The following is a 4,095-nucleotide window of genomic DNA, read 5'->3' as shown; positions in this document are numbered from 1 at the left end:
CTTTCCCCTGTAGGAGCTGCCAAAGGCTGCGATCTTTTTAAACCGCGACCCTATTCCCGCGACTCAACCCCCAACTCATCCCACACCGCTTCCGCCAAGTGGAACGTCGCATTCGCCGCCGGAATCCCGCAATAGATCGCACTCTGCATGATCACTTCCTTGATCTCGCCACGGCTCACGCCGTTGTTGGCGGCAGCACGCAGGTGCAGTTTGAGTTCGCCCTCGCGGTTCATGCCGATCAGCATGGCGATGGTGATCAGGCTGCGCGTATGGCGCGGCAGGCCGGGACGTGTCCAGATGTCGCCCCAGGCGTGGCGGGTGATCATCTCCTGAAACTCCGAGTTGAACTCGGTCAGGGTGGTCAGGCTGCGGTCGACGTGGGCATCGCCGAGCACTGCGCGACGGACTTCCATTCCCTCGTCGTAACGTTGTTTCTCGTCCACGAAATAATCCTCACTGAGCCGACAGAAACGCCAGCACCCGCTCGCTGAACGCGCTACCGGCCTGGACGTTGGACAAATGCGCGGCATGGAACTCGGCGTACTCGGCGCCCGGCACATGCTCCTGAATGAAGTGCCCGCCGGACGGCGGCGTGACCGCATCCTGAGCGCCGGCGATTACCAGCAACGGCGCCTTGATCAAGGACAACTGATCACGGAAATCGGCATCGCGCACTGCTGCGCAGTTGGCCGCATAACCTTCCGGCGAAGTCGCCGCGAGCATGTCGGTAATCTGCTTGGCCGCCGCCGGGTTGGCCTCGGAGAAGTCCGGGGTGAACCAGCGTGCAATCGACGCGTCACGCAGGGCAACCATCGCCGCCTGACCATCGCGCAGCACCATTTCAATACGCGGATTCCAAATCGACGGATCACCGATTTTCGCTGCCGTGTTGCACACGATCAGTTTGTTCAAACGCTCACCGGCATTGATGCCCAGCCACTGGCCGATCAACCCGCCCATGGACAGCCCGCAGAAATGCGCGCGCTCGATGTGCAAGGCATCCAGCAGCGCCAGCACGTCGTGGCCCAGTTGCTCGATGCTGTACGGCCCCGGGGTTACCAGCGATTTGCCGTGACCGCGAGTGTCGAAACGCAGCACGCGAAAATGCTCGGTGAACGCCGGGATCTGCGCGTCCCACATGTGCAGGTCGGTGCCCAGTGAGTTGGACAGCACCAGCACCGGCGCATCGACCGGTCCATCAACTTGATAATGTAGTTCGCCATCGGCGAGTTGAACGAAAGCCACAGCAATCTCCTTCAGGCAGTCAATGCAGAATGTTCGGCCACCGCTCGCTCGACCCAGGTTTTGGCCTGGCCGAGGTAATGAGCGGGGTGCAGCAGTTGATCGAGTTCGGCGGCCGACAGTTCGGCAGTCACTTGCGGTTCGTCACCGAGCACCGCGCGCAGATGACGCTGTTCGGCCACGGCACGTTTGCAGCATTGCTCCAGCAAATGATGCGCGGTATCGCGACCAACCCGTTGCGCGAGGACGATGCTCACCGCTTCGGCGAGCACCAGGCCTTGGGTCAGGTCGAGGTTGCGCGCCATGCGTTCGGCGTCCACTTCCAGACCTTGGGCGACCAACAGCGCTTGTTGCAGGCTGCCGGACACCAGGCAGCAAATCTCCGGCAGGGTTTCCCATTCTGCATGCCACAACCCGAGACTGCGTTCGTGTTCTTGTGGCATGGCGCTGAACAGCGTCGAGAGCAGACCGGGTACACGAGTCGCCGCGCCGATCAGCACCGCCGCGCCTACCGGGTTGCGTTTGTGCGGCATGGTCGAGGAACCACCCTTGCCCGGCGCCGAAGGTTCGAACACTTCGCCCGCCTCGGTTTGCATCAACAGGCTGATGTCGCGGCCGAGTTTGCCGAGGCTGCCGGCGATAAGGCCAAGCACCGCGCCAAATTCCACCACGCGATCGCGTTGGGTGTGCCATGGCTGTTCAGGCAGGTTCAGTTGCAGCTCTTCGGCCAGCGCCTGGGCAATCGGCATGGCCTGATCACCGAGCGCGGCGAGCGTCCCGGAAGCGCCGCCGAATTGCAGCACCAGCAGGCGTGGTTTGAGTTCGATCAAACGCTGGCGATTACGAGTCACCGCGCCCAACCAACCGGCGACTTTCATGCCGAGGGTGACCGGTGTCGCGTGTTGCAACCAGGTGCGCCCGGCCAGCGGCGTAGCCGCATAACGCTGAGCCTGGGTCGCGAGAACTTGCCCCAATTGCGCCAGATCGCTTTCGATCAGTTCCAGTGCGCGGCGCAGTTGCAGCACCAGGCCGCTGTCCATCACGTCCTGACTGGTCGCGCCCAGATGCACGTAGCGCTCGGCTTCGGCGTCCTTCGCGGCGATCTGTTTGCCCAACGCCTTGACCAACGGAATCGCCGAATTGCCCGCCGTGGCAATCGCCTCGCCGAGGGCTGCAAAGTCGTAATGCCCGGCCTGACACGCGGCCATGATCGGCGCCACCGCCGTCTGCGGAATCAAACCGACCCGCGCTTCGGCCCGGGCCAGTGCCGCTTCAAAATCGAGCATGGCCTGGACGCGGCCCTGATCGCAGAACACGTCACGCATATCGCGGGCAGTGAAATAGGCATCGAACAATTGATTGCCCGGTCGCTGGTTCATAAACAGTCCCTGGAGGCGCGGGCCGGTGAGGCCCGCGTAAAGATCAAAGATCGTGGTGCAGATACTTCGCCTGTCGCGGCAGACGCAGGCTGAACAGGAACGCGATCGCCATCATCACCGTCACGTACCAGTAGAAGGAGTTTTCCATGCCTACGTTCTTCAGGCTCAGGGCCACAAATTCCGCCGATCCGCCGAAGATCGCATTCGCCACCGCATACGCCAGGCCCACACCCAGTGCGCGCACTTCCGGCGGGAACATCTCGGCTTTCACCAGGCCGCTGATCGAGGTGTAGAAACTGACGATCGCCAGCGCCAGAGTGATCAGTACAAAAGCCAGGAACGGACTGCTGACGCTTTTCAGGCTCAGCAAAATCGGCACGGTGCACAAAGTGCCGAGGGCGCCGAACCAGAGCATCGAGTTACGTCGGCCGATCTTGTCGGCGAGCATGCCGAACAGCGGCTGCATGCACATATAAAGGAACAGCGCGCCGGTCATGATGTAGCTGGCGGTCTTGGCGTGCATGCCAGCGGTGTTCACCAGGTATTTCTGCATGTACGTGGTGAAGGTATAGAAAATCAGCGAGCCACCGGCGGTATAACCCAACACGGTTATGAATGCAGCTTTATGGTCGCGGAACAGCGCGGTAATGCTGCCGGCGTCCTTGTTCTCGCGCATTTCCTTGCTGCTGGTTTCTTTCAACGAACGACGCAGGAACAACGAAATCACCGCCGCCACCGCACCGACCACGAACGGAATCCGCCAGCCGTAGGCACGCAATTCGTCTTCATTGAGGAACTGTTGCAGGATCACCACCAGCGACACCGCCAGCAGCTGTCCGCCAATCAGGGTCACGTACTGGAACGACGCGAAGAACCCGCGCTGGCCCTTGAGCGCGACTTCGCTCATGTAGGTCGCCGTGGTGCCGTATTCGCCGCCCACCGACAAGCCTTGCAGCAAACGAGCGAACAACAACAGGATCGGCGCCCAGACGCCGATGCTGGCGTACGTCGGCAGACAAGCGATCAGCAACGAGCCGAAGCACATCATCAAAATCGAGATCAGCATCGAATTCTTGCGCCCGTGCTTGTCCGCGACACGGCCGAAGATCCAGCCGCCAATCGGCCGCATCAGAAACCCGGCGGCGAAAACGCCCGCGGTGTTTACCAGCTGCACCGTCGGGTTGTCGGACGGGAAAAACGCCGGGGCGAAATAGATCGCACAGAAGGCGTAGACGTAGAAGTCGAACCATTCGACGAGGTTGCCGGACGAGGCGCCGACAATGGCGAAGATCCGCTTGCTGCGTTCTTCGCCGGTGTAGAGAGGTTCTGTAGCGGTGGTCGTTGTCATTGTTTTTTACTCAATAGGGACAGTGAGAGTCTAGACATACTTTGCAACAGTCCCGTTCCACAGCAACAAGCATCAAAAGATCGCAGCCTGCGGCAGCGCCTACATAAATACGGCGTACACCCTGTA

General features: G+C 61.1%; 4 protein-coding genes. All 4 read right to left on the bottom strand.

The window, feature by feature from the left end:
* Positions 1-50 precede the first annotated feature (50 nt).
* The 4 genes from pcaC to ACW9JC_RS29015 are packed head-to-tail and all read right to left on the bottom strand — an operon-like array spanning position 51 to position 3,969.
* Positions 51-443: a 4-carboxymuconolactone decarboxylase gene (pcaC, locus tag ACW9JC_RS29030; RefSeq protein ID WP_448106635.1), complete on the bottom strand. Its 393-nt coding sequence runs from the start codon at positions 441-443 to the stop codon at positions 51-53.
* Between the two features lie 10 nt (positions 444-453).
* Positions 454-1,245 carry a 3-oxoadipate enol-lactonase gene (gene pcaD, locus ACW9JC_RS29025; protein ID WP_457459334.1) on the bottom strand — a complete coding sequence of 264 codons (792 nt, stop codon included), beginning with the start codon at positions 1,243-1,245 and terminating at the stop codon, positions 454-456.
* Between the two features lie 11 nt (positions 1,246-1,256).
* Entirely contained in the window at positions 1,257-2,621 is a 1,365-nt protein-coding gene (locus tag ACW9JC_RS29020) for a 3-carboxy-cis,cis-muconate cycloisomerase (protein WP_457459331.1), read from the bottom strand.
* A 43-nt stretch (positions 2,622-2,664) separates the two neighbouring features.
* A complete protein-coding gene (locus ACW9JC_RS29015; RefSeq protein ID WP_457459329.1) occupies positions 2,665-3,969 on the bottom strand; it encodes an MFS family transporter in 1,305 nt (434 codons plus the stop codon).
* Positions 3,970-4,095: the final 126 nt, after the last annotated feature.

Source organism: Pseudomonas sp. SDO5591_S426 (assembly GCF_054070755.1).
This window is presented reverse-complemented; position numbering and strand designations above follow the sequence as displayed.